The following is a 25,556-nucleotide window of genomic DNA, read 5'->3' as shown; positions in this document are numbered from 1 at the left end:
TATCGGCTTAATCTGCGTGAAAAAAACGAAATTTTTGTGACTTCGCGACTTTGTAAAAACTCTGCGAGCACTTTGCGGTTAAATACACACAATAATAAAAAAAATCTTTGCAGTTAACCCAAAACTATGAAAGCTAAAATAAACAACTTCGAAATTGACTTATCAAAACCAATTGACATCTCAATTCCACTAACCAATACAGATGAAAACCCGATTGCCTGGTACATCGAAAAACCAACCATTGAACCCGTAGTTTTTGGAGATTGGATCGGCAAAGTTTCAGAAGGAAAATCATCAACCAACTTCAACAATATTTTCTTCAACCCACATGGACACGGCACCCACACGGAATGTTTAGGTCACATTACAAACGATTTTTACAGCATTAACCAATCCCTGACTCAATTTTTCTTTTTAGCAAAACTGATCACTATTGAACCGGAGGCAATTGGAGAAGATTTGGTGATAACTAAGGAGCAAGTTCAAAAAGCCATGACCGTTTCGACTTCGCTCAATGGGACAACAGAAGCTTTAATCATAAGAACGCTTCCGAATCAAAAAGACAAAAAATCAAGAAAGTACTCCAATACAAATCCGCCTTATTTGGCTGAAGAAGCCGCTGTTTTTATCCGTGAAAGCGAAATCGAACATTTACTAATTGATTTACCAAGTGTTGACAGAGAACATGACGAAGGGAAATTACTCGCACACAAAGCCTTCTGGAATGTAAAAGACACGCTTCATTTAAATACTGATGCGAGACTAAAAGCCACCATTACCGAAATGATTTATGTCCCTGACACGATTAATGATGGAGATTATATACTAAATTTACAAATCGCTTCGTTTGAAAATGACGCAAGTCCATCAAAACCAATTCTATTTAAGATTGCAGATTTTAGATTTTAGATTTCAAATCTATCTTAAATCTGCAATCTTAAATCTTAAATCAACAATTAAAATGATTACTGTTTCGACTGATAAAAGCAAATTGGACGTTCCGTTTATACAGCACTTTTTAAAAGATATTTATTGGGCTGCGGGGCGTACAATGGAAGAAGTACAACGAACCATTGATGCTTCGGTTTGCTTCGGAATTTATTTAAATGACAAACAAATCGGTTTTGCACGCGTCATAACCGATTATGTGGTTTTTGCTTATGTTATGGATGTTTTTATTACAGAAGAACATCGAGGAAAAGGATATTCATCTATTTTGATTGAAAATATGATGAAAGAACCACAGCTGAACGAAATTAAAATCTGGAGATTGGCCACAACCGACGCCCATTTTTTATACGAGAAATTTGGATTTACGGCATTAAATCATCCTGAAAAAATGATGGAAAAAGTGGTCAGATGAAAACAGTTATTAAATTAGAAGAATTAGGTTTATTTCTCCTCGGAATCTATTTATTTAGCCTTTTGAGTTATCAATGGTGGTGGTTTTTAGTATTGCTTTTGGCACCCGATTTATCCATGATTGGTTATGCTGTTAATGCTAAAACAGGGGCTTTTTTATACAATTTATTCCACCATCGAGGTATTGCCGTCTTATTTTATATTTCAGGATGTTACCTGAACATTGAAGTCGTCCAATTAGTCGGGATCATTCTATTTTCGCACAGTGCTATGGATCGTTTCTTTGGGTATGGTCTAAAATACGAAACCGGTTTTAAGTATACTCATTTGGGAGAAATTGGTAAAAACTAAACTTTAAAAACGTATTAATCTACATTGATAAAGTCATTTAAACATGTACCTATTAATTCACTATATTTAGGACTGCTCTCTAACACATCATTTTCCCCAAATGAGAATAACTGCAAAATTAAATATCAAAATTGATCTTTTAAGTTTATTCAAACCTTATGGCTATCTGCTGTTTGTTTTTTTTCTATTCCAATTCGGATTTGCGCAAAACAATCCTCAAAAAGACACTTCAAATTTTATTTATTATCCTGACAAAATAATGATAAAAGCCAATTTGAGCACCCAAACAGACACTTACTCTTATACCCCCAACGAAAGTCAAAACCTGAAAATTACCCCTAATAATGACTACAAATTATTCCTGACTGTCGATTACAAATTCATCGGTTTCAGTTATGGATTTTCCCCGAAGTTTTTCGGAGTAAATAACGACAATAATTTAAAAGGTAAATCTTCTTTTTCCGATTACAACTTCCGTTTGTTTTTAGGGCATTGGCTGCAAAACTTTCAATACAGCAAAGTCAGAGGTTATTATGTAGAAAACACAGCCGACTATTTTCCTAATTGGGCAGAAGGAAAAGATCCTTATATTCAATTTCCAAATCTAAAAAATGAAACTTTTGGCATGTCAACTTCTTATGTTTTTAATCCTAAGTTTTCACTAAGAAGTATTACCTCCTTTACCGAATGGCAAAAACAAAGTGCCGGAAGTTTTATTCCTGTTTTAACATACGATTACACACGTTTTTCTTTTGATCAGAACGAAAATAAAACCAAAGAAGATAACTATAATATAAGACTGGGTTTGAGTTATTTTTATAATTTTATACTATATGAGAAATTTTATATCGCTCCGAACTTAACCCCTTCAATGGGAATTCGCTTTTCTACAAACAAATCCCAGGACATCGAAGGGAATACAACAGAAAAGGAAACCTATTTTACAAAATTCCTCGAAGGCGGTATTAAAATAGGCTATAATTCGAATAATATACTTTTTGGAGCCAATTTTAATTTTAATGTAAATTGGTACAAAGAAGAACGGAAAAACACTATTGAAAACAATAGAATATATGGTTTACTCTACTTTGGATATCGTTTTGATGCTCCTGATTTTATAGCAAAACCAGCCAAAAAAATTGAAGAAAAAATAAAACTATAAGAACTATGAACCTCGAAACTTATTATGAATATTGTCTTGCTAAAAAAGGAGTTACGGAACATTTCCCTTTTGACGAAGACACTTTAGTGTTTAAAGTTGGCGGCAAATTATTCGCCTTATCCTCCTTACAACAGTGGGAAAAAAATGAGCCCTCCGTCAATTTAAAATGTGATCCTGAACGTGCACAAGAGCTAAGAGCGGAATATGAAGAAATAAAACCGGGCTATCATATGAATAAAGTCCATTGGAATACGGTTGCCTTAAACGGAAGCTTACCAACAGGTTTTATAAAAGAATTAATAGATCATTCCTATGAATTGGTTTTCAAAAGTTTGACCAAGAAAATTCAAAGTGAAATTACTCAATTAGAAAATTAGGCATTACATTTGCAGCATAAGAAAAAAAACTTAGCAACTCAGTTACTTTGTAACTTAGCAACTTATAACACATGAAAGAACAATTTAAAAAGTTTTTAAACGAAGAACAAGACCCTAAAGCGATTGAAAAAATCACTTCCAAACTTAACGATTTATTGATGAGAGGCGAAGAGGTTGGTTATATTGCTGTTCAGAAAAAACCGGCAATTACTGTTTTTCCTGATAGTATCGTATTAACAAACAAAAGAATCATTATCTGTAAACCTAAAAATTTAGGTCTTTCTATGGATTTTACAGATTATACCTGGGATGATATTGCCGGGACTTTTGTAAAAGAAAATATACTGGGTTCAGAGTTTTCTTTTTCTACAAAAACAGACATTCAGGTTTCTATCGATTATATCCCTAAAATACAGGCTCGTAAAATCTTTACTTACGCTAAAGAACAATTGGATCTCTTAAAAAATCCGGTAATTGCTACCCCGGTAGTTGAAGCTGTTCAGACAGAAGAAGCAGAAACGGAAGAAGAAATCGAAGAAATTGAAACTGAAGAAGTAACCAGCTTTGCAGAAATTATGCCTGCTGCTACTCCATCCTTTACAGAAACCTTTGAGCCAATTCAGCCTCAGGCACCAGCCGGAGATCGTAAATTAAGCGAGTTGTCTAAAGAAGAACTTTTTGACAAATTACAGAATTACAAAAAGTTACTCGACAACGGATTGATCATGCAAGGAGAATACGATACATTCAAAAAAGAAATCTTAAGCTATATGTAGTGATTTTGCTCGCAAGGTTTGCAGTTTTTGCGTAACCGGGCGTTTTTTAGCTCGCAAAGTCGCGAAATCGCAAAGTTTTTTTCACGCAGATTTTGCAGATTATGCTGATCTTTTTTTTAGTGGTTCCTATAAACCAATCTAAATAAATCTAAATAAATCTGTTAAATCTGCGTGAAAAGTAAAAGCCCAACAAATTAATCTGTTGGGCTTTTTCTTTTCCTTGTGCACTTTGCGTAAATCCTTGTGCTCCTTGCGGTTAAATAACGCTACAATGTAGCCTTCTGCTTATCAACAAAACTATTCGATTGAAGTTCCAATAGTTCTTTTGCATTTTTACGTTGCAAATCGTAGAGTGTTTTATCTTCCGCAATATCAGCATAGACTTTATCGTGCATGGCAGCACTCGTTTTTACCAACAAATCGCGTTGGTATTTATTTTGTTCCAAAGTCGCTTTTATAGCTGTTTCGGCTTCTTCCTGTTTAAAATCAAACTCCCCTTTTGGAGATAATAATTTAGCAATAATCGGAGAAGTTTCGATCGCCAGAAATAACAACATTATAAAAAAGGATGGTAGCCAAGGTAACTTATTTAACGCATTAATACGCGCCATTAAACCATCAAATCCCTCAATGATCGGTTGCGTTTGCGATACCTTTTTATCTAAATCTGCCTGAAGCTGTTTTCCTATTTTCTCTTTCTCCGCAATTTTAGCTTCATTAGCTGCTTTTAATGTGGCAAATTCTTTTAGGGCCGCATCGTGTTTCTCTCGTTTTTCTTTATAAACCGGACCTTTGCCTAGCTTTTTGGTTCCTGTAGTTCCTTCGGCTTCGGTAATATAAGTGGAGTATAAAGCGTTTACTTCTTTCTCTTTTTTCAGAATGTCATTTTTCAAGACCGCAATCTCCGCTTTATTCTTGTCTAAATCTGATTTGAAATAAGTTCCAATTTGTTTTTTATTGGCTAATTCCATTTCATTTTTTTCTTTCAATAAAACCGTATTGATTTCTTTTTCGAAAATTTTAATTTCTAATGGTTTCGAAATTACAATTGCAATAATAACTGCCAGTATAATTCGGGGTGTAGCCTGAAGAAACTCGTCTAAGAAACGATCTCTTTTTTTAATTGTAGAGACAATAAACCGATCTAAATTGAAGATCAGTAAACTCCACACAAATCCAAAAATTAAAGCCGGGTAAATAGAGTCAAAAACAGTAAAAAGTGCATATGCACTGGCAAGAAAAGCCATAACGGCAGTAAAAAAAACAGTAGCGCCAATACCTACATATTTGGTTTGCTCCCCTTCTGAGCAACCGTCCAGAAGGTCTCGGTCGACTCCTGAACAAAGGATAAAAAATTGTTTTAACATGATTGATGATTTTTGATTGTGATTGATACGGCAAATTTAGCGCCAATTTTTTGATTCTCATGTTAATAGTCCATTTGTTTTTGATTGATCCGCTTTCAAATCCTACAAACTAAATGTTATTTTAACTTTAATAGATTTTTGTTTTGGACTGAAAATCATAACACTATGTTAATTTTCCCCTATGTGTTTAATAATACCCGGGCTTTATTTTCGCAATTAAAATCAAACCAAAAAAACATAATGAAAAACTTCTATTTAGTAATAACCCTTTTTCTATTAACTCTCTCAGGTTATGCGCAGAAAGCCATAATATCCGGTAAGGTATTAGATGCTGATGACAAACTTCCCCTACCCGGGGCAATGATTCAAATTGTAGGCGAAAACAAATACACGGTATCCGATTACAATGGCCGTTTTGAATTGCTTAATATAAACCCCGGCACGTATCAGGTTTTAGTAAAATATATTGGGTATACCCCCGTAACACATGAAATTACAGCAGAACAAGGAAAAAACAACGTACTTGATTTTGCCCTCAAAACCTCAGGCACTGAATTGAATGAAGTAGTTGTTGGAGATCTTTTAAAAGGTCAGGCCAAGGCTTTGAATCAACAAAAAAATAATAAAAATATCGGAAACGTAATCTCCTCCGATCAGGTAGGGCGTTTTCCGGATGCCAACGTGGGAGATGCTTTAAAACGTGTTCCGGGTATTACCATGCAAAATGATCAGGGAGAAGCGCGTAATATCATTATAAGAGGTTTAGCTCCTTCTTTAAACTCGGTAACTTTAAATGGCGATCGAATTCCATCTGCTGAAGGAGACAACAGAAACGTACAAATGGATTTGATTCCGTCTGATATGATATCTACAATCGAAGTCAACAAAACACTAACCTCAGATATGGATGCGGATGCAATCGGAGGTTCAGTAAATCTAATTACAAGAGCCACTCCAAACGGTGAAAGAATCTCTGCAACTCTTGCCGGCGGCTATTTACCAATACGCGAGCACGCAAGTTATACAGCAGGTTTAGTATACGGAAACAGGCTTTTCGATAATAAACTTGGTCTCGTTTTTAGTGGTTCTTATAATAATGTAGATTACGGTTCGGATAACATCGAAAACGAATGGGTAAAAGACAAATTTGGCAATGAATATTTACAGGCAGCCGAAATTAGAAAGTACGATGTACAACGTATTCGTCGTAGCGGGTCTGTCGCTTTAGATTATAAATTTGATGAAAACAACACCATTTTTGCCAATGCCATTTACAATTGGAGAGACGATCGCGAAAATCGTTTCAGAACCACTTATGATGATATTGAACCTATTTATAACGGAGAGAAAATCATTGGTTTTGAAGGTCGTGTAAAACGTCAGACAAAAGGTGGAGTTGACAACAACAGAAACAAAAACAGACGATTAGAAGACCAAAGGGTACAGAATTATTCTATTCGTGGAGAGCATTTAATCAATTCCAAATTAGATCTCGACTGGTCTGCCAACTATGCAAAGGCAAGAGAATATCGTCCGGGAGAACGTTACATCGAATACCGTCAGAAAGGTTTGGAAATGACCGAAGATTTATCGGATCTGAGATTTCCATTACTCACTACAACCGGAGAAGCTATCGATAAATTCAAATTCGATTCGGTTACAGAAAACACAGACAACACCAGCGAAAGTGAATTTGGTGCCAAAGTAAACATCCGTTTTCCTTTTACTATTATCCCTTCACAAAAAGGAAGGCTTAGAACCGGACTTCGACTTCGTTTAAAAGAAAAAAAGAGGGATAATGTTTTCTATTCTTACGAACCTACCGGCGACGGTTTGAAATTACTATCACAAGTCCCAACAAGTTATTTTGATGGCAAAAACTTTAATCCGGGTAGCAAATATGTACCGGGAACTTTTGCTTCGGCAAGTTTTTTAGGAAGTCTTGATTTAAACAATGCCTCTTTATTTGACAAAGAAGCGGATGCTGCCGAATTTTTAGCCGTAAACTATAACGCTAAAGAAAACATTTATGCTGCTTATGTGAGATGGGATCAGGATTTTAATGATCAATTATCGATGGTTTTAGGTTTCCGCGTTGAGAATACACATATCAATTATACAGGAAATCGTGTTCTTGACGAAGAAGAATTAGAAAGCAAAATCAACAATACCAATTCTTATACGAATGTACTGCCAAGTATTTCTTTCCAATACAATGCCACTAAGGATTTGGTTTTAAGAGCTGCAGCTACGACCGCATTAGCAAGACCTAATTATTATGCATTAGCTCCATACGTAAACAATATTGCTGCTGACAAAGCCATTACAGCAGGAAATCCGGATCTGAATGTAACGTATTCTTACAACTATGATTTCATGGCGGAGAATTATTTTAAATCTGTCGGATTAATTTCAGGTGGCGTTTTCTATAAAAAATTAAATGATTTCATTTACAATTATAGCGACAATCAATATACAGCTGCAAAATTCGCAAATGATTTTCCAAGTCAGATCAACCCGATTCCGGTTGGCGAAAACTGGTCGTTTGTGCAATCCCGAAATGGAGATAATGTAGATGTTTACGGTTTTGAAATTGCTTTTCAACGTCAGTTAGATTTCTTGCCAGGGAAATTCCTTAAAGGTTTTGGTATCTATTTAAACTATACGTACACCAAATCTAAAGCAAAGGGAATTGCGGATGAAGACGGAAACGAAAGAAACAACATCAGTCTTCCGGGAACAACTCCACACATGTTTAACGGATCATTGTCTTGGGAAAACAAACGCTTTTCTGCGAGAGTTTCAACCAATTTTACCTCAGATTATTTAGATGAATTAGGTTCAGAATCCTACAAAGACAGCTATTATGACAAACAACTTTTTGTTGACGCCAATGCTTCTTTCAAAATCACACCTAAACTTCGTCTTTTTGCCGAGGCCAACAATTTAACTAACCAGCCTCTACGCTACTACCAGGGAGTTGAGGCGCACACCAAACAAGTAGAATACTATCAGGCCAGATATAATTTTGGCTTGAAACTCGACTTGTAATAATCCATTTATATAATTCTTAAATTAGACAGGGTTTAATCGCTCTGTCTAATTGCATTAAAAAAACCAAACAAAATGAAAAATATATCAGCACTGACCTTTTTACTTTTTACCTTTTTATGCATCGCTTGCAAAGAAGACAAATTAGCTCCTGTAGCCAAAAATGCGGTAAAGCCAACTATCGTTACAAAAGCGCTGCCTCATGACACAGATGATCCTTCGATCTGGATTCATCCAACTGATGCTACAAAAAGTATTATTGTAGGAACAGACAAAGACACAGATGGTGCCTTGTATGCTTTTGATCTGAATGGAAAAATTCTAAAAAAATCAATTCCTTTAAAACGTCCAAACAATGTGGACATCGCTTACGGCTTATTGATTAACGGTAAAAAAACAGATATAGCCGTTACTACAGAACGAGAAAGCAATAAAATCAGAATTTTCAGTCTGCCTGATTTAGAACCAATTGACAATGGCGGAATCCCTGTTTTTGAAGGTGAATCGTTACGAGATCCAATGGGAGTCGCTTTGTACACGCGCCCTGGCGACAAAAAGATCTTTGCAATCGTAGGGAGAAAATCAGGACCATCAGGAAGTTATTTATGGCAATATGAACTTTCATCAACCGGAAAGACAGCAATTGCCAAAGTCGTTAGAAAGTTTGGTGCTTATAGTGGCAAAAAAGAAATCGAAGCTATAGCCATTGATAACGAATTAGGAACTATTTTGTATTGTGATGAGCAATTCGGAATCAGAAAGTACAAGGCTGACCCTGCTTTAAATGACAATAAAGAACTGGCTCTCTTTGGGAAAACAGGATTCAAAGCAGATAACGAAGGAATCGCAATTTATAAAAAAACAGCTACCACAGGTTACATCTTAGTATCCAACCAACAAGCCAATACCTTTATGGTTTACCCAAGAGAAGGCGCTAATGGAAATCCAAACAAATATCCTTTATTGGCAGAAATTCCAACCTCGACAATTGAATGCGACGGAGCGGATGCCACCAGTATAAACTTAGGAGGAAAATTTAAAAATGGCCTTTTAGTAGCCATGAGCAACGGAATGACTTTTCATTACTACACCTGGGATTTAATGCAACAGCGTATTGATAAGGGGAAATAGTTTTTTAGTCGCGGTCTTCAGTTTTTAGTCGCTGTAAACCGTATTCAGTCCTATTTGTCTCCCTGAGCGAAGTCGAAGGGCTTTACGGAGAGGACTTCGACTTCGCTCAGCCTGACAGCACTAAGGTTAACGTAAACCGAAATCACCAAAAACAAAAAAAGCTGTTCTTAACGAACAGCTTTTTAAAATTTGAATTAGTAATTTTCCTTATTCTGTAATCGGTGCACCAGCCAAAATTTCGGCATTGGCAAACTCTTCAAATTTGGCAAAATTAGCTTTGAATTTCTGAGCTAATTCAATTGCTTTTTTATCGTATAAATCTTTATCTTCCCAAGTATTTCTAGGGTTAAGGATTTCGTTTGGAACATTTGGACAAGTTTGCGGTTTTGCAATTCCAAATATCTTATGATTTTCAAATTCAACATTGTCTAATTCACCATTTAATGCAGCGGTAATCATTGCACGGGTGTATTTTAATTTCATACGGCTTCCTGTTCCGTATGCTCCACCTGTCCAACCTGTATTGATCAACCAAACTTTTACGTCTGCATCTTTCATTTTTTTAGTTAACATTTCTGCATAACGTGTTGGGTGTAACGGCATAAATGGCGCTCCGAAACAAGCTGAGAAATTAGGTTGTGGCTCTGTAACTCCTGCTTCAGTTCCGGCAACTTTTGCAGTATATCCTGAAATAAAGTGGTAAGCAGCCTGACCTGGAGTCAATTTTGAGATTGGAGGCAAAATTCCGAAAGAATCCGCCGTCAAAAAGAATATATTTTTAGGATTATGTCCTATAGATCCCGGTTGAATATTATCAATATGTGTTATTGGGTAACTTACACGAGTATTTTGAGTGATTGAAACATCATCAAAATCAACTTCGTTAGTTCCGGCTTTGAAAACTACATTTTCTAAAAGCGCTCCTTTTTTAATTGCTCTGAAAATGTCCGGTTCGTTTTCTTCTGTTAAATTAATAACTTTAGCATAACAACCTCCTTCAAAGTTAAAAACAGAGTTTTCGCTTGTCCATCCGTGCTCATCATCTCCAATTAACTTACGCTGTGGATCTGCTGATAAAGTTGTTTTTCCAGTTCCTGACAATCCGAAGAAAATTGCTGTATCTCCTGCTTCACCAACATTGGCGCTGCAGTGCATTGGTAATGTATTTTTGAAAACCGGTAAAATGAAATTTAAAGCTGAGAAAATTCCCTTTTTCATTTCACCTGTATATCCAGTTCCTCCAATAAGTGCAATTTTTTTAGTAAAATCCAAGATAGCAAAATTAGACTGACGTGTTCCGTCTACAGCAGGATCTGCCATAAAACTTGGTGCACAAACTACAGTCCATTCCGGGCTAAAATTAGCTAATTCTGATTCTTCCGGTCTTAAAAACATGTTGTAACAAAACAAGTTAGACCATGCCGTTTCTGTTACTACACGAACATTTAATCTATAATTTGCATCAGAACAAACATAAGAGTCTCTAACAAAAACTTCTTTGTTAGATAAAAACTGTGCTACTTTATTATATAATTTTTCAAAAGCTTCAGAAGAAAACGGAATATTTACTTTTCCCCACCATACCTGGTCTTCAGTAATACTGTCCTTTACGATATAACGATCCTGAGGAGATCGTCCTGTGAACTCACCTGTATTAATTGCCAATGCTCCAGTAGAGTTCTCAACACCTTGGCCTGACTGCAAAGTAATCGCATGCAATTCATCAGCTGATAATTGATAGCGAACTTTTGCATTTTCAATTCCTAGTTCCTTTAACGAAATCGATTGCGTGTAAAGTGTGTTAGCGTCCATAAATTTTGTTGTTGTGTATGTTTCTTTTTTTAGTGAACAAACATAATTTTTACTTTGATTCTTAAGCTGTTATACTCTTGAAATACGAATTGTTAAATTTTTTACCAATACCGATAAAATCCAATAAAAATTCACATAAGCAATATCATATGTTATTTATGAGACAAAATTAAAAATTAATTTTTAGATAGAATTTTTTATTCTGAATTTTATGATTTTTTCTTCAAAATAGTAACAAATAACACCAACCAGGCTAGAATTAATAGAAATCCGCCCACAGGTGTTGCGAATACAATAATTTTCGAATCAAAAATAGTGTAGTCTTTTGTAACTAATAAATAGATAGACCCACTAAACAGCAGAACACCAGCAACAGCAAGGCTGTAGATTGTTTTTAAAGTTTTCTCAGCAATCTCTTTTCTGGTAGAAAGAAAAAACAGAAAAAAAGCATGATACATTTGATAACGAACTCCAACTTCAAACGTATTTAATTGTTCAACCGATAACCATTTTTTTAAGAGATGAGCTCCGAAAGCTCCTAAGATAATAGCCACCATCCCTAAAAAAGCACCTGTCAAAACAATTTTTCTTTTCATTTTTTCTATGTTTTTAATACACTAACAAAAATACTGCAAACAATCTGAAAAGCTTTTCACTTTTTAAAAATCTTTTTCAATAAAAGGAATTCAGCTGCTTTACTCTTAAAATTAAAAATAAATGATTTTTTTTAGCGCACTACATTGTTATATTTATAACATTTTAATATATTTGTGTTATAAATATAAATTATGAGAAGCATTTTAATTATTGGAGCCGGTCGATCTGCCTCTTCCCTGATACGTTATTTACTAGCAAAATCTGAAAGTGAAAAGTTACATCTTATAGTAGCCGATCTGTCTTTGGCCTTGGCCGAAAAAAAGACACAGAAACACCCGAACGCCACTCCAATGGCTTTAGACATATTTAATACCGCAGAAAGAAAAGCGGCAATAGAAAAAGCATCCATTGTAATTTCGATGTTGCCCGCCCATTTACATATTGAGATTGCGAAAGACTGTCTTCAATTTAAAAAACATCTTGTAACGGCTTCCTATATCAGTGATGCGATGCAAGCTTTAGACGAAGAAGCTAAAAAGAACAATCTGATCTTCATGAACGAAATTGGCCTTGACCCGGGAATAGATCATATGAGCGCCATGAAAGTCATTGATGAAATCAGGGCAAAAGGTGGAAATATGTTGCTTTTTGAATCTTTTTGCGGCGGATTAGTAGCTCCTGAATCAGACAATAATTTATGGAATTACAAATTTACCTGGGCTCCAAGAAATGTCGTTTTAGCAGGTCAGGGTGGTGCTGCAAAATTTATTCAGGAAGGCACTTACAAATACATCCCGTATTGCAATTTATTTAGAAGAACCGAATTTCTTGAAGTAGAAGATTACGGCAAGTTCGAAGCCTACTCCAACCGCGATTCTTTAAAATACCGCTCTATATACGGCTTAGACGATATCCTGACTTTATATCGTGGAACCATCAGAAGAGTTGGATTTTCGAAAGCCTGGAATATGTTTGTACAACTCGGGATGACCGATGACAGCTACATCATGGAAGATTCCGAAAACATGAGCTATCGCCAGTTTGTGAATTCTTTTCTACCGTATCACCCAACCGATTCTGTAGAAATTAAAACACGATTGATTTTAAAGATTGATCAGGACGATATCATGTGGGACAAACTTTTGGAATTAGATTTGTTCAATCCGAACAAAAAAATCAATCTTCCCAATGCTACTCCGGCTCAGATACTAGAAAAAATACTTTCTGACAGTTGGTCTTTAGAGCCCGACGACAAGGACATGATTGTCATGTATCACAAATTCGGTTACGAATTAAACGGAGAGAAAAAACAAATCGACTCTAAAATGGTTTGCATCGGAGACGATCAGACTTATACGGCAATGGCAAAAACAGTTGGTCTGCCGGTTGCCATGGCCACCCTGTTGATTTTGAATGGCAAAATCACAACCCCTGGTGTACAACTTCCTATAAACAAAGAAGTGTATTTACCTATTTTGAAAGAATTAGAAGAGTATGGCGTTATTTTTAACGAACAAACCATGCCTTACTTTGGATACAATCCGGATCTATTTTAGGTTCAGGTTTATTTTTTTTGAGATTTTTTTTTAGTTTTTAATTTTATCCGCTTCTGTTTTTCAAGAAGCGGATTTTTTTATTCCTATTTATCAGATTGGATAGTAACAGGCAAGCTGTACATAGTAGCTACTGGCTCCCCATTAACTTTCCCGGGAATCCATTTTGGACATAATTTAAGCACTCTTATTACTTCCTCTCCGGTTCCGTACCCAATATCTCTTAGTAATTTAAAATCGGACAAAGCACCGTCTTTTTCCACTACGAAAGTTACATACACCTTCCCTTTTAGCTTTACATCTGGCGGCGTTGTCGGCATTTTATAATTCTGACCAACAAATAGGTAAAACTTTTCTATCCCTTCAGGATAGACAGGATTTTCTGTTAAATCGGCTGTTTTATAAACTGTCCCTTCAGTCTGATTCTTTGAATCATGCAAATCATCCCCTCCGGATTTCCCCCCATCCTTTTTGCTCTTTTTTCTCAATTCCTCATAAGCCTGCAGCGATATTGCCTCATCAAGCTTATTCGAAACCACCTCCTTTTCTCCCGAAGTAAATTCTTTTTGTTTTCCCGCTGTTATCCCAGTTGTTTTATTGGCAGGACTTGACTTTTTAGCACTCTCTTTACTTAAAGTTACTGCTGGCTTTTTTTCCTGTGCAACAGTTTTCGTACACAAAGAATACACAAGTCCGGTTAATAAAGGCACAAGAATTGTCCTTTTAAACAATCCTCTTGAAACAGATGTCGTGGTTGTCATCATAATTAATCTTTTTTTAGTTACAGAATAGTTCAAATTACTGGCCAGGTAATATATCGGTCTTTGACTCGCTTTAGATAATAATAGATTCTGGTAGAACGAGACATTGTTATGTGATTTAACAACTTTAGTATCAGCAAGAAATTCGTGATTTAGCTGTATTGCTTTTTTATAAAAAATAAAAATCGGATTGAACCAAAAGACCATTTTTATGATTTCAACTAATAAAACATCTAAAGAATGCTTTTGATTGACGTGTATCAACTCGTGGGTAAACAATTCGCTTTCTATTTTTTTGTTTTGATAATCTTCTTCATTTATAAAGATGGCATTCAAAAAAGTATAGGGTAGTGTTTTTTCTTTCAACAAAATCAGTTGGGCATTCTGGTACTTTATCACCGGAACCGCTTTTGTCATTTTGATTAGTTTAGACACATTTTTTATAAATCTAAAAAACAAAACTGCCGTAACCATCCCATATAAAATCCAGCCTGCAATTTCATAAACAGACATTTTCTCTTCTATTATTTGCGTCGTAATTTGCCCCGGAACCACCCTATTACTAGCCGCAACATTAGAAACCTCTTCTATTACTTCGATAGTTACAAACGGAATAATAAAAGAAATCAAAAGACTTCCCAACAAGAAAAACCTATTAAACTGGTGAAATTTTTCTTTTTCCAAAAGCAAATAGTAGGCTACCAAAAGCACCCCTAACGCAATCGTTGATTTTACAAGAAAGTCTGTCATTTTTTCTTTTTTTGAATTTGACTATCGATAATTTTTTTCAACTCCTCTAATTCCGAAGTCGACAAATCGGTTTCAGTCGTAAAAAACGAAGCAAATTGCGAAGCCGAGTTATTAAAGAAATTGCTAATCAAGCCATTGACATGCTTCGAGAAATAAGCTGTTTTCTTTACCAACGGATAATATTCTCTTGAATTTCCGAACTCCTTATAAGCGATGAATTTTTTGTCAATCATCCGCTTCAACAAAGTCGCCACCGTTGTTGTGGCCGGTTTTGGCTCGGGATAAGCCTCGAGCAGATCTTTCATGAATGCTTTTTCAAGCTTCCAAAGATGTTCCATTAACTGTTCTTCTGAATTTGATAGTTGCATAATTATTTTAAGGTTTTTTAATTTTTTATTTTTCTGCAATCCGTTAATTAATTCAAGTTGTAAAATGTGAGATGTAAAATGTGAAATACAAAAAGTAATACGTTTTGTTTGATTGATTACGATCTTACTTTTTATGAACATATAGCTGCTTCGGATCACTGAAATACAGTAGCAATTCACATTTTACATTTTACATTTCACAACCGGCAACTTGAATTAATTAAACTTTTCTTCCGATAGCAATTCTCCTTTTTCATATTTCTTAATCCCCTTAAGCTTTCCTTTGTCTGAATAGAATTTCCAATCTCCAAAATAAAACCAATGCGATTGCAGGGCAGTTACTTCCAGTTTTGTATTTCCTTTAGACTCCAGTTTTCCATTTTCATAATAATTTTTCACAATACAGATTCCGTTTTTATATTTCTCGGTTTTGTAAATTTTTCCACCAATATAGGTCTTCCATTTCTTTACAGGAACGTCGTGTCTGTAATATTCTGTTGATCTATACTCGATACTATCCTGAACATAAACATCAACCCATTTACCTTCTTTCTTTTTATCAATCTTCTGATTAATAGGCAGTGTTTTACATCCAAAAAATGTAAACAGAAATAATATAAAAAATATTTTCTTAGCCATTTTATTTCTACATTTATAGATGTCATTCTACAAATGTAGAAATAATTTTTAATTGCGCAAGAGGTTTTTCAAAAAAGTTAGTGAGATGATAAGGTACTGAGATACTAAGACTTGCAAAAACACCTTAAAGTACCTAACGGAAGTAAGGAATGAAGAATGAAATTCCAAAACTCGAAGAAAGCACAAATCAATACTCGATGTCACCCTGAGCGAAGCCGAAGGGCAAATTCCAAAACCCAGAGGAAGCACAAATAGATACCTGATGTCACCCTTAGCGAAGCCGAAGGGCAAATTCTGAGACTGAGACTGGAACTGAAATAAGAAGGCAAAAAAAATCCGCTTACTAAGAAGTAAACGGATTTAGTTATTTAAACTTTGCGCACTTTGCGAAAACTTTGTGTTCCTTGCGGTTAAACTCTATTTAGAAAGCTCTACAAAATACTTATAAAACAAAGGAATAGTTTCGATACCTTTTAGATAATTAAAGATTCCAAAATGCTCATTTGGCGAGTGAATAGCATCACTGTCAAGTCCGAATCCCATTAAGATAGTTTTACTTTTAAGTTCTTTTTCGAACAAAGCTACAATTGGAATACTTCCACCGGAACGAACCGGAATTGCCGGCACTCCAAAAGTTTCTGTGTACGCCATATTCGCTGCTTTATAACCAATACTATCTATTGGCGTAACATAACCTTGTCCACCGTGATGTGGTGAAACTTTTACAGTAACTCCAGCCGGAGCAATATTTGTGAAATGTTTTGCAAAAAGTTCTGTGATTTCTTCCCAATCCTGATTTGGAACTAAACGCATTGAGATTTTTGCAAAAGCTTTGCTTGCAATAACTGTCTTTGCTCCTTCACCTTGATAACCACCCCAAATTCCGTTTACATCTAAAGTTGGACGAATTGAATTGCGTTCGTTCGTCACATACCCTTTTTCACCATAAACATCGTTTAGGTCTAATGCTTTTTTATAATTTTCCAGATTAAAAGGCGCTTTTGCCATTTCGGCTCTTTCTTCAAGCGACAATTCTTCTACTTTATCATAAAATCCCGGAATCGTAATATGATTGTTCTCATCATGAAGCGAAGCAATCATTTTTGCCAAAACATTGATCGGGTTCGCCACTGCTCCACCATACAATCCTGAGTGTAAATCACGGTTTGGTCCAGTCACCTCAACCTCAACATAACTCAAACCACGTAAACCTGTCGTAATTGACGGTTGTTGATTAGAGATCATTCCTGTATCCGAGATTAAGATCACATCGTTCTTTAATTTTTCCTGATTGCGTTCTACAAACCAGCCTAAACTTTTAGACCCTACTTCTTCTTCTCCTTCGATCATGAATTTTACGTTACATGGCAACGTATTCGTCTGCACCATATATTCAAGTGCTTTTACATGCATGTACATCTGACCTTTATCGTCACAAGCTCCACGAGCGAAAATCGCTCCTTCAGGGTGAATTTCTGTAGTTTTAATAACAGGCTCAAAAGGAGGAGACGTCCATAATTCGATTGGATCCGGTGGTTGAACATCATAATGCCCGTATACTAATACTGTAGGCAAATTTGGATCGATTATTTTCTCTCCATAAATAATTGGATAACCCGGAGTATCGCAAATTTCGACTAAATCACAGCCAGCTTTTGATAAACTTTCCTTAACAGCCTCGGCCGTATCGATAACATCTTGCGAGTATGCAGTGTCGGCACTTACCGACGGAATTTTCAATAATTCGACCAACTCATTGATAAAGCGATCTTTATGTTGTTGAACGTAAGCCTTAATATTTTCCATTTAATTGATTTTTATAGAAATTCAAAAATACGAAAAAAAATATTCATTTTTTTTTGATAAAATGCTTTGAATATTCAAAGTTATGTCTATCTTTGCACCCACAATTGAGCGGATATGGTGAAATTGGTAGACATGCCAGACTTAGGATCTGGTGCCGCAAGGCGTGTAGGTTCGAGTCCTATTATCCGCACTTAATAAACAAGCAAAACCCTTAAAATCAATATTTTAAGGGTTTTTTGTTTTCTTTTTTGCCGAAAATTTGCCGAAAATATTTTTTAATAATACTCAATTTCTCTAATCCATTTATACAAATTCTCTCCATTTACATTTTTAATTATTTCAATCCAGTTATTTTGATTGTCAAATTTATAGGTGAAGACAACATGATATTTATCCATTTTCCCTTTATCGTTAAGCGATTCCTCTGCATAATCCAGAATTGATATTTTATTGTCTTTGTAACGGTATTTCTCAACTATCGTTGCTTGAGAAATTTCTTTACCGCAACAATATCTTTCGACTATTCTATCAAACTTATCTCTTTTAAGGTGTAAATAGCTGAGAGATCCTCCTCCTTGAAAATACTCGATAGTAGCAACAATGCTATCGTTTTTATATTTATATATCTTTTCATTTGTTAAGACCGGATTTTGACTTTTTTCTTCATCCTCTAAACTGAACATTTGTCGCTTTATAAGTCTATTTTTATTGTCATATACATTGATTAAATTCTTATAAGTTCTTGCTGTAGAATCTGCAAGCCCATAGGAAAAGTTTTTTTCATCTTCGTGTCTCCAATTATTGGAATTTTTACGTACACTATATTCTAGTTTACCATTTTCAGAATAATGATACCCACATTCATCAACTACTCCATGCTTATTATATTTTTTTAAAAATATAATTTTCCCGTGTTTATATTTTTTATAAGTATGAGAAAACAAGTTATAACTTAAATATTCTTTAATGATATTTTCTTCACCGTTATCTGTATAATAATGATTCTCTGTTCCTTTTGAATATTCAGTCGAGTCGACTACACTTATTAACCTCTCTTCTTTATCATAGGTATATCTATAAGCATTCATAAAATTATTCTTTTTACCAAACCACATGTCTTTTACAACTCTTCTTTTTTTATCGAAATCCCGTACGTAATTTAAGTAATAACACCATGGTGAGGTATACCAAAAGTCACGAAACTTAGAAATAGTTGATTGAGGTCCCATAAAACCGGAATGTCCATAATCTTGATAGTACATTAATTGCGGATTTTCTTTTTTAGTTAAAAAAATCACTTTTTCACTTAACCTTTTTACATTGCCATATAGACTATCCTTCAAAATTTGTGATTTTGCATTGATAGACACAAGAGACAACAATAAAAAGGAGTACATTATCTTTCTTTTCATTCTGACGATCTGTTTTAACAAAAATCCCCAAATATTTCAATTTGAGGATTTTTTATTACTTCATTTTTACTGTTTTATCATAATATATTCACCTGCCCTAACAACCCCATCCTTTGGCTTTGGAGCGCCTTCTTTAACAATAATAGGCCCTGTATACCAAAGATTTACTAGAATAGCTTCTTTACCTCCTACGGTTGTCTTTCTAATTTCAATTTCTCCTATATGGGGAGATGTCGCTTCGATAAAACCAAGTCTTAATCGCTTTTCATCAACTCTACAATCGTCACAGCCCCATTTAGTACCCGTTAACACCAATGCGCCACTTATATTGTTATTGAAACTTGTTGACGTTAATTTATGTAATGTATTGACTTTTTCAACTCCGTTTTCAATTAATTGGTATTCTCCTACTATCAAATCTTCATAATAATAACCATTGTTGACCATGACATTTTTTTGCAGTTTTATTTTAAATGACGTATTACCATTGGTATATAAATAAGTGCCGTCATACCCACTTAATACATTTTTAGTGTCTTTATAATAAGCACCACTAATACTTCCTTTAGAAAATGAGTTATCTTTAATATCAAGTACTGGACTTTGGGCCACGCAGCTGTTTAAAAGAATAAAGAATACTGCAAAATTAATATAGTTTTTCATCATTATTTGTTGTTTATGTGCAAGGTACTGCGGTTGCATCTTTTGTTGTTTTATCAATCTCTATTTTATCCCATTTCGTAAGCAATTCATCTGCTTCATAAAGGGTTATTCCGAAAGCATCAAATTGCTGTAGAAAACTCTTCTCCAACTTTCCTCCACTTTCGTCATAATCAACTGCCTGCTTCTTGTGAATTTCATCAAGTCTTCCTTCTTCTGTGTTATATCTAGCATATTTAGGATCATTCCATTTTGCATTTACTTTGGTGTTTAATGCGTTAAAATCATTTACTTTAATAGCATAAACATGTACTTTGTTTGAATTATCTTTAACAACTACCATTACAAAGGTATCCTGTTTTATCTCTGGACCAGCTTGTTCATAAGTATCTCTTAAAAGTCGTACATCCTGAAAAGAAAACATTGCAACTCCTTTTTTCGGATGTGAATGTGCACTACCAACAAATCTTTCACCCGTTGTCACTGGAGCCGAAAACTCATTTTGTGACGATATCTGAGTGTAGTCATACCTATAAGTCGCATCATAATTAATTCTTCTTTCTACTTCTATGGCATGTTCCTTATCGTTTTTGGCAGCCTTTACTTTTCCTATTAACCAATCGATAGAAGGTTTCATGTTTCCCGTTTTAGTAACATCAGTAAGCCCTTTGAGTTGATTACACGGATTTGTAGCATTAGGTGGAGGTGTTCCGCCATTGCTGCTACCGCCCCCCGGGTTTGTATAACCGCCCGGAGTCGTACCGCCCCCCGTCGGTGTTGGTATAGGAGGACGTGGATTGTATATTACTGGAGTTCCTGTACTTGGTCCCGTTACAATAACCGGTCTTAACGGAATTGGACTTTCACCGTCTCCTAAACCGCCACAGCCACCATCACCAAAATCAGCGTAAACACATGGAGGATCAGGCGGAGCTTTACCTGTCTTATTTCTATCAATCGAAAATTCAGCAACTCCCTCTTCAACTAAATGGTTATTTTCAAATTTAGCAGCTCTCACCGGACCCGTTTTTAAATCCCAAACCGTCATATAACCCGTAAAATCTCCCCCGTCTACAACTTGACTCTCCGGTTTCACATTTTTATTAGAATACGCTTCAAACACAAGAGCTTTAAACTTGTTATCATCTAATTTATAAATATACAATTTTTGTTCCCAAAATTCTCGCTCGTCTTTTTTGAGTTCCAAAACTGGCACAACAATAGTCGGTGTACCGTCTTCCGATTCTGTAAGGCTTGCTTCTTGCCAATCGTAATTTAAATTTTGAACTAATTCATAATTTTTACCATTGGATTCATACTCCTTAAACCATTTTTTAGCTGATAAGATCGTTTTAGTTTGATGCGCTGATTCATCCATTGCTAACTTTTCAGTTTCGCAATTGACCGTAAGCATAGCAATACTAAAAATAAAAACAGCTTTAATCGCATTTTTAATTTTCATTCTTTTGCTTATTTACCATTTCATTTCGCATTTTGCAGGGCTGAATTGGATTTGGTTAGTTCCCATTTTTCAATTTTAAATACTACTTCATACTACCTGTTATTTGATAAACACTATAGTTTTCTGTACTATTTCCTGTAATGAAGAGGGTATTACATTACAGTTTTTTCTTAAAAAAAGGACGAAAATATACATTTTAGGCTTTCAAAGCAATTGTAAGAAGATTTTTATTTAAAAAAAAGTAGATTAATTTTAAGAAGCTTTGCCCCTGCTGCTTTTCCAGGAATCAATAAAAATCTACATTTTTAACAGTAAAAAATAAATCTTTAAAAATCTTAAATTGGCAAAATCAAAAACCTACAAACCTACACAACCTACAGATATTGTAAATCAATTACTTATACTCAAAAACGGGGTAAAACATGTAGGTTTGTGTAGGTTTTCGATTTTTTGAAAATACACAAACCTACACAAACCTACATAAATACTACACCTTTTATTATAATCTAAAAACACAATTGCTTGATTTCTAAATAAATAACATGAAAAATATTTTTGTAGGTTGTGTAGGTCGGGAAAAACAAAATTTTCAAAAAAGTATAGACAAAAAACAAAAAAGCTTTTATTTTTTCTGTTTTTTTTAATTTATGGTAGTGTATTCATAAAATGAACAGCTTCATTTATTTCATCAAAATTGCTCAATTTGCTAAAATCAACAACAAAAGCGGAAGTTACCGAACCGTCTCTCCCTGTTCGAAAACGATAGCTGCTTTTAACTTCTATAAATGAATTTTCTTTTTTTACTGTTTCCTGCATCGTTGCTTTAGTCGGTATCATTTCTTTGTATTGATTATACCATTGTCTTTGTATTTTATTGTAAGTATTCGAAAAATTAAAATATAAAATATTACCCTCTACTTTTATATCCCTGTCATAATCTAATTTGTTCTCTCCATTGGTTTTTATACAAACCAAAAAGCAATCCCACCATTTATTCGAAGCACTTGCAGAGCTAATTTTGTTCATTTGGAATTCACTAATTTTAACAAAGTGATCCATCATTTGAACAGCGGTAAAAGGAAAAAGAATAGTGTCTTTAAAAATGTCGTAAGTAGCCCCCAAAATTGCAAAATTTGTAGAGAATCGACTTGGTGAACCAATTGGCATTTTTGCCGATATACTAGTTTTGTAGAGTCTGAATTTCGTTTTAAAATCGGTCAAAAATCGACTCCTTTCTTTTAATAAATCATCCGTAAACGAACTAATTCCTTTCTCGGTCATATCTGCAAGTTCATCGTATTTTTTTACTTCATCCTCCGTAAAAGTGTTCTTACTCATATCTAACCAAAGCAAACGAGTTATCAAAGCTTCATCGTCCGGAGAATGATTACCCGTTAAAATTAATGAAGACAATATCGGTACTGTTTCAGTACTAACATGACTATCTAATGTCCCTCTTTTATAACCGTTTCTATCCCAAATACCTTTTAATATTCCGTCGAGCTGTTTATCTCCGTTTTTATACTCCGAAAATTGACAAATTATATTAACGAATTGTGCAAATTCTCTAATGTGAGCCTTTAATGTAGATGCTCCGCCCTCGATATTAATTGCCGATTGTGGTTTGCCAAAAAAACTTTGACAACAATTCGCTAGTTGATCTTTTCCCGATGAAGCCTTACCATGAAAAAACAATATTGGAAAAGCTTTTAGCTCGTCTACTACGATATCCTGAAATATACTCGCTACAGTAAAAAGTATTGCAGATATGGCATTACTTCTATGTACCTCAAACATCTTAGACAAATAGGTATCAATAGTTACATTTGAAGCCTTAATACAGACTCTTTTTTGAGGTTCATATTTAAAGACATTTTCTTTATAAACCTTGTTTGCTGACGGCACATAGTACGAAGTTTCTTTGTGCTTAAAAATTCCGTTTTCGTCAATTTCAATTTTATTACCATCACAAAGATTTACTTTGTTATTCCATAACCAAAAATTATCCTCTTTTTGCCACCCTAAACAATCAATTTTCTTTCCGTTTCCCATTTTGTCAAATAAGAATGCTTTTAAAAGGTGGAAATCCTTAGGAGTTCCCGACCAAAGATAATTCCCGTGAGAGGTAACAATATCATCAAATTTTTGCGGAGTGTTTAATTTATCGGAAAGGACATCAAATATTTTCTCCTGTTTGTATACATTCCTAATTTTAATAAGCTTCATAGGGAGCTTTTCGTCTTGCATATGCTGAATGATTTTTACAACAAAATTAGAGACTGATTTAAAGTATTTTTTTGTGTCCCCCTGCATTATCCAAATTTGATTGTTTGCCATAAACATTCTATATTTCTCTATATCATCGATAAGCTCTTTAATGGGCGTTTTTACCTCCTTAGGTAATTCGTACTGAGTATACAACTCTTTATTTTTCTGTAAACAAAGAATGTCGTTTTTGGTTTTTATTGCTAAATCAATGATTTTTTGAAAATCTTCGGGCGTGTGTTCTTGGAAATAATCAGTCAGATCATAACCTTTAATACTTTCCTTTTTTGGTAATTGTAACGGTATAATTTGGGGGAATTTACTAGTAATTGCATTACGCCCAGTCTCGCCACCTTTATCGTTATCGTAGCAGATAAACAAATTTTTGCAAAGGCTTTGCAAAGCCTTAATTTGAGCACTTGTCGGGTTATGGGTTTCACTTCTAAATGTGACTGCTTTATAACCTCTTGAAACCGCTACAATAGTATCTTTTTTTCCTGCACAGATAATTAGATTTTCTGTTTTCTCCTCTTCTAATTGTTCAAGTCCGAAGATATCCCCATTCTGTAAACCATTACTAAATATTTTAGGTTGTTTCTTATCAGGTTGGGCAGGAGCATAAACTTCAAAATTTCCGTTTACTTCATAGCTGAAAGCCAAAACATTTTCCTTTATGGTAAAATTGAAATCTTTATTCTTAGCGCTACTAAAGAAACTATATTTCTCAACAGCTCTAATATTGTACTTCTCTAAAAGTTCTTTTTGCACGCCTAAATTATTCCAGAAAGCAAAATGTCGTTCTTTCATTTGAGTATTAACAACATTAAGTACAAAAGGCTTTTCTTCTATGGTAGAGCTTTGCAATTGCTTTGCAACGATTTGATTTTTCATTGCAACGTTTTTTTTATTCGTTTCAGCAGATACCGGCAAATTCATTTCCTTCGCAATCACACTTAAAACTTTATTAAATTGTACTTTACAATCCAGTTGTTTTAAGTTGGCCACGAACTCGAACGCATCCCCTTGTTTTCCTGAACTATTACACTTAAAAGTTCCATTTTTGTAAAGTTTAAACGAGGCATTTTTATCTTCTGAAAAAGGACTCGAAATATTTCCTCTTGGTGTTTCTGTGAGATTTAAAAATTTTAGATAAATATTTTCTGCCGTAGTATGGCTAAAAATTATATCTTTGGTTAAAATATTTGACATCATATCATTATATATTTTAGAACCCATTGCAAAGGGAATTGCAATGGGTTTTTCTTTTTACGAATTGGTTTCTTTGTAGTTATCTACAGCTTTTTTCAATCTCTCCGATAGTATATAACCATCAGGTGTCCCACGTTTAGATATGAAAATTATTGATTCTATAGTAGATATTCGCTTAGCGTGAATTATCGATCCCATAGTAATAGACTTTCTTGTTTCTCTGATTATTGCGTTTATTTCTTTGCGGATACATTCGCAGGACATTTGACTTATGTATAAATTCTGTAGTTCCGCTTTATTATTTATAGCTTGTAATACTTTTAGATTCATAATATTATAAGTATTTAGAACCCATCACAAAATTGCAATGGATTAATGGGTGAGTTGCAAAGCTTTTGCAAAGGATTGTTATAGAAAATAATTCTCAGAATAGTAACGATCTTAATTGAGCATTTGTAGTTCAAAAAAATTGGGTTTTATTAAGATTTCCGCCTTTTTAAAATCTATAAAAGCAATTGCCGGTTCAGATTTAACTCCTTTTTTTAGCAATTCAATTTCAATGTTTTGAATTTCAACTTTTTGCTTGTAGACGTTTTTTAACCAACGTGTTGTTTCGTGGCTTTTTATTAAAAAATCGTAGTTCTCCTGTAATAACTGCTGTGGTGTTTTTTCTGATTGCATAAGA

The 25,556-nt window shown here is 34.6% G+C and carries 21 protein-coding genes and 1 tRNA gene; 10 read left to right on the top strand and 12 right to left on the bottom strand.

The genetic code is table 11. The features are described 5' to 3' along the window. The first annotated feature begins 126 nt into the window (after positions 1-126). From G3A47_RS12305 to G3A47_RS12280, 6 genes are all read left to right on the top strand, one after another. Positions 127-909: a cyclase family protein gene (locus G3A47_RS12305; RefSeq protein WP_166922705.1), complete on the top strand. Its 783-nt coding sequence runs from the start codon at positions 127-129 to the stop codon at positions 907-909. A gap of 52 nt (positions 910-961) precedes the next feature. Then, positions 962-1,363 carry a GNAT family N-acetyltransferase gene (locus tag G3A47_RS12300; protein ID WP_166922703.1) on the top strand — a complete coding sequence of 134 codons (402 nt, stop codon included), beginning with the start codon at positions 962-964 and terminating at the stop codon, positions 1,361-1,363. Beyond that, positions 1,360-1,713: a DUF4260 domain-containing protein gene (locus tag G3A47_RS12295; RefSeq protein ID WP_166922701.1), complete on the top strand. Its 354-nt coding sequence runs from the start codon at positions 1,360-1,362 to the stop codon at positions 1,711-1,713. The genes G3A47_RS12300 and G3A47_RS12295 overlap by 4 nt, the downstream gene beginning before the upstream one ends. Before the next feature lie 100 nt (positions 1,714-1,813). Continuing rightward, complete coding sequence (locus tag G3A47_RS12290) at positions 1,814-2,875, top strand: DUF4421 family protein (RefSeq protein ID WP_166922699.1); 1,062 nt, start codon at positions 1,814-1,816, stop codon at positions 2,873-2,875. Positions 2,876-2,880: 5 nt separating this feature from the next. Beyond that, positions 2,881-3,252 carry an MmcQ/YjbR family DNA-binding protein gene (locus tag G3A47_RS12285; protein WP_166922697.1) on the top strand — a complete coding sequence of 124 codons (372 nt, stop codon included), beginning with the start codon at positions 2,881-2,883 and terminating at the stop codon, positions 3,250-3,252. 71 nt (positions 3,253-3,323) lie between these two features. Continuing rightward, positions 3,324-4,028, top strand: coding sequence for a PH domain-containing protein (locus G3A47_RS12280; protein WP_166922695.1), 705 nt, complete (start codon positions 3,324-3,326; stop codon positions 4,026-4,028). Between the two features lie 266 nt (positions 4,029-4,294). Here G3A47_RS12280 and G3A47_RS12275 read toward each other — a convergent pair whose 3' ends face one another. Beyond that, positions 4,295-5,395, bottom strand: a complete 1,101-nt coding sequence (locus G3A47_RS12275; protein WP_166922693.1) for a DUF4407 domain-containing protein — start codon at positions 5,393-5,395, stop codon at positions 4,295-4,297. 240 nt (positions 5,396-5,635) lie between these two features. Here G3A47_RS12275 and G3A47_RS12270 point away from each other — a divergent pair, with 240 nt between their 5' ends. Together G3A47_RS12270 and G3A47_RS12265 are read left to right on the top strand one after the other, a co-directional pair. Continuing rightward, entirely contained in the window at positions 5,636-8,446 is a 2,811-nt protein-coding gene (locus G3A47_RS12270) for a TonB-dependent receptor (protein ID WP_166922691.1), read from the top strand. A gap of 75 nt (positions 8,447-8,521) precedes the next feature. Then, positions 8,522-9,577 carry a phytase gene (locus tag G3A47_RS12265; protein ID WP_166922689.1) on the top strand — a complete coding sequence of 352 codons (1,056 nt, stop codon included), beginning with the start codon at positions 8,522-8,524 and terminating at the stop codon, positions 9,575-9,577. A gap of 207 nt (positions 9,578-9,784) precedes the next feature. Here G3A47_RS12265 and pckA read toward each other — a convergent pair whose 3' ends face one another. Further along, on the bottom strand, positions 9,785-11,389 hold the full coding sequence (gene pckA, locus G3A47_RS12260) for a phosphoenolpyruvate carboxykinase (ATP) (RefSeq protein ID WP_166922687.1): 1,605 nt from the start codon (positions 11,387-11,389) through the stop codon (positions 9,785-9,787). Positions 11,390-11,598: 209 nt separating this feature from the next. Continuing rightward, a complete protein-coding gene (locus tag G3A47_RS12255) occupies positions 11,599-11,985 on the bottom strand; it encodes a DUF423 domain-containing protein (protein ID WP_166922685.1) in 387 nt (128 codons plus the stop codon). Positions 11,986-12,177: 192 nt separating this feature from the next. Between G3A47_RS12255 and G3A47_RS12250 the strand changes: the two genes are divergently transcribed. Further along, a complete protein-coding gene (locus tag G3A47_RS12250; protein ID WP_166922684.1) occupies positions 12,178-13,542 on the top strand; it encodes a saccharopine dehydrogenase family protein in 1,365 nt (454 codons plus the stop codon). Positions 13,543-13,625: 83 nt separating this feature from the next. Here G3A47_RS12250 and G3A47_RS12245 read toward each other — a convergent pair whose 3' ends face one another. The 4 genes from G3A47_RS12245 to G3A47_RS12230 all read right to left on the bottom strand — a co-directional run bounded on the left by G3A47_RS12245 (position 13,626) and on the right by G3A47_RS12230 (position 17,863). Then, positions 13,626-15,050 carry a M56 family metallopeptidase gene (locus G3A47_RS12245; RefSeq protein WP_166922682.1) on the bottom strand — a complete coding sequence of 475 codons (1,425 nt, stop codon included), beginning with the start codon at positions 15,048-15,050 and terminating at the stop codon, positions 13,626-13,628. Beyond that, positions 15,047-15,418, bottom strand: a complete 372-nt coding sequence (locus G3A47_RS12240) for a BlaI/MecI/CopY family transcriptional regulator (RefSeq protein WP_208328363.1) — start codon at positions 15,416-15,418, stop codon at positions 15,047-15,049. Before G3A47_RS12240 ends, G3A47_RS12245 begins: the two co-directional genes overlap by 4 nt. 216 nt (positions 15,419-15,634) lie before the next feature. Beyond that, positions 15,635-16,057 carry a hypothetical protein gene (locus tag G3A47_RS12235; RefSeq protein WP_166922680.1) on the bottom strand — a complete coding sequence of 141 codons (423 nt, stop codon included), beginning with the start codon at positions 16,055-16,057 and terminating at the stop codon, positions 15,635-15,637. Positions 16,058-16,474: 417 nt separating this feature from the next. After that, positions 16,475-17,863 carry a dipeptidase gene (locus G3A47_RS12230; RefSeq protein WP_166922678.1) on the bottom strand — a complete coding sequence of 463 codons (1,389 nt, stop codon included), beginning with the start codon at positions 17,861-17,863 and terminating at the stop codon, positions 16,475-16,477. 108 nt (positions 17,864-17,971) lie between these two features. Between G3A47_RS12230 and G3A47_RS12225 the strand changes: the two genes are divergently transcribed. Beyond that, positions 17,972-18,053, top strand: a tRNA-Leu gene (locus tag G3A47_RS12225). 85 nt (positions 18,054-18,138) lie between these two features. Here G3A47_RS12225 and G3A47_RS12220 read toward each other — a convergent pair. The 5 genes from G3A47_RS12220 to G3A47_RS12200 all read right to left on the bottom strand — a co-directional run bounded on the left by G3A47_RS12220 (position 18,139) and on the right by G3A47_RS12200 (position 25,552). After that, the gene (locus G3A47_RS12220) at positions 18,139-19,275 is read right to left on the bottom strand and encodes a hypothetical protein (RefSeq protein ID WP_166922677.1); all 1,137 of its coding nucleotides are present in this window, start codon (positions 19,273-19,275) and stop codon (positions 18,139-18,141) included. Positions 19,276-19,341: 66 nt separating this feature from the next. Continuing rightward, positions 19,342-19,941 carry a DUF6705 family protein gene (locus G3A47_RS12215; RefSeq protein ID WP_166922675.1) on the bottom strand — a complete coding sequence of 200 codons (600 nt, stop codon included), beginning with the start codon at positions 19,939-19,941 and terminating at the stop codon, positions 19,342-19,344. Between the two features lie 10 nt (positions 19,942-19,951). Next, positions 19,952-21,397 (bottom strand): hypothetical protein, encoded by a 1,446-nt coding sequence (locus G3A47_RS12210; protein WP_166922673.1) that lies wholly within the window; start codon positions 21,395-21,397, stop codon positions 19,952-19,954. A gap of 645 nt (positions 21,398-22,042) precedes the next feature. After that, entirely contained in the window at positions 22,043-24,874 is a 2,832-nt protein-coding gene (locus G3A47_RS12205; protein ID WP_166922672.1) for a CHC2 zinc finger domain-containing protein, read from the bottom strand. A 438-nt stretch (positions 24,875-25,312) separates the two neighbouring features. Then, positions 25,313-25,552, bottom strand: coding sequence for a hypothetical protein (locus tag G3A47_RS12200; protein ID WP_166922670.1), 240 nt, complete (start codon positions 25,550-25,552; stop codon positions 25,313-25,315). Positions 25,553-25,556: the final 4 nt, after the last annotated feature.

The sequence above is a fragment of the Flavobacterium poyangense genome, from assembly GCF_011751075.1.
Taxonomy (GTDB): domain Bacteria; phylum Bacteroidota; class Bacteroidia; order Flavobacteriales; family Flavobacteriaceae; genus Flavobacterium; species Flavobacterium poyangense.
Note: the sequence above shows the minus strand (reverse complement) of the source record. Positions and strands in the feature narration are given on the sequence as shown.